The organism is Cobetia sp. SIMBA_158 (genome assembly GCF_046566945.1).
GTDB classification, from domain to species: Bacteria; Pseudomonadota; Gammaproteobacteria; order Pseudomonadales; family Halomonadaceae; genus Cobetia; species Cobetia amphilecti.
Genome location: NZ_JAWJYL010000707.1, coordinates 1 through 254 on the forward strand (window position 1 = coordinate 1; position 254 = coordinate 254).

Sequence of the window (254 nt, forward strand, 5' to 3'; positions counted from 1 at the left end):
GTTCGGCGAGCTGGGCATCCAGTGGGGGGATGCCGATGATGGCGCACGCGAGATCGTGCGCCCCGGCGAAACCGCACTGGCCGAGATGATCGCCCACTTCGGCGGGTCGATCGTCACGGCGCAGGGCGAGCTTGACCGCGCCGCGCTACGTGAGCGGATCTTTGCTGCCCCCGAGCAGCGCCCGTGGCTGGAGCGCTGCACCCATCCGCGTATCCGGGAGCGGCTCGTGCAGCATCTGGCGGCCATGACCAGTC

At 70.1% G+C, this 254-nt stretch carries 1 protein-coding gene; it reads left to right on the forward strand.

Translation table 11 applies throughout. The features are described from left to right. Positions 1 to 254 (forward strand): dephospho-CoA kinase (gene coaE / locus R2R70_RS21655; RefSeq protein WP_410979146.1); only part of this gene is annotated, 254 nt, incomplete at both ends.